The sequence below is a fragment of the Aquimarina algiphila genome (assembly GCF_007489275.1).
GTDB lineage: Bacteria > Bacteroidota > Bacteroidia > Flavobacteriales > Flavobacteriaceae > Aquimarina > Aquimarina algiphila.
Map to the genome: position 1 here is coordinate 1 of NZ_VLNR01000158.1, position 1,580 is coordinate 1,580.

Sequence of the window (1,580 nt, forward strand, 5' to 3'; positions counted from 1 at the left end):
CATCTACTGTGGCTTCTATATCTTTTATTACAAACGATGTAAGCTCTTTTAATTTACTTTTTACTACTGGTTCATCATCTTTGGAACAAGATGTTATTACCAATAGCAATAATGCAATAAGGAAAAAATTAGGTGTTTTCATGTTAAAAATATTTTTTTGCAAAAATAAAGCTTACACAAAAGCAAAAAACCACCCAAAATGGATGGTTTTTACTCTTATTTAGAATTAAATCTTAAATTATTTTACTTATTATTCCTTACCTCCATCTGTTATTAACCAATTATTATTATTTTTTAAACGTCCTCTAGCTTGTACAGCAGCCTGAGACCTATATTTACTAAAACCTCCATTAAAGTTTATGTTTTTAGACACCCCATTTTTCTCCCAACCTATTAATAATGCATCATAATTTGAGGTAGATAAAGTTATATTTCTAAACATAGAATCCATTTTAGTAACATTAGAGACATCCCAATCACCAAGATTTTGATCAAAAGAAGTTGCAAGAGCAAACATATCTCCCATATCAACAACACTAGAGACATTCCACCCCCCTATATCTTGATTAAAACCAGCTAAAGAAAACATAGCATGCATATTTGTTACATTAGAGACATTCCAACCCCCTATATCTTGGCTAAAATTTCTAGCACCGTAAAACATACTGCTCATATCTGTAACGTTAGAAACATTCCAACCCCCTATATCTTGGTTAAAAGATATAGCATTGTAAAACATACCACCCATATCTGTAACATTAGAAACATTCCAATTACTTATATCTCCATTAAAAGATTCAGCATCAGAAAACAAACTAGTCATATAAACAACATTAGAAACACTCCAACCCCCTATATCTTGATTAAAAGATTCAGCATCAAAAAACATTCTTCCCATATTTACAACATTAGACATATCCCAACCACCTATATCTTGATTAAAAAATTTAGCCCATGAAAACATCGAACTCACATCTGTAACATTAGACATATTCCACTTACTAATATCTCCATTAAAAGAAGTAGCACCAGAAAACATACCTGCCATATCTGTAACATTAGATACATTCCAACCACCTATGTCTCCATTAAAAGAAGTTGCCCTACTAAACATAGATTTCATGCTTGTGACATTTGATAAATCTGGAGCATCAGTAGCTTTATAAATTAAATTAGAGCAATTTATGAAAGCATTTTCCATAGATTGCCATTCTATACCTCCCCAACTATCTATACTTATAATTTTTTTACTAGAATCATAATCCATAGATCCTATTGAAGGAAAAGTACCAAATATTTTCACCGTATACTCTCCTGCATTTGCATATGTATGCTTAGAATAACCTGTTCGTCCATTTTGAACCACACCATCTCCCCAATCTATTGTAAAATCATATATAAAATCATTTGATGTAGGTATTATTATCGATTCATTGTCCTCAGAAAATTTCCATGTTGTAACAAATGGTTTACCCTCATTAGCAGTTTCAACAGTTACTGTTACTGTATACTCTTGGGTTGTACCATCTTCTGCCGTTACTGTAAATTCCACTGGCTTACTATAATCTGTTGCCAATGTA

1 protein-coding gene is annotated in these 1,580 nt (G+C 31.6%); it reads right to left on the reverse strand.

The window, feature by feature from the left end; all coding sequences use genetic code 11:
* Nucleotides 1–250: 250 nt before the first annotated feature.
* A partial coding sequence (locus tag FOF46_RS30765; protein ID WP_143919240.1) for a BspA family leucine-rich repeat surface protein occupies nt 251–1,580 on the reverse strand: 1,330 nt, incomplete at its 5' end.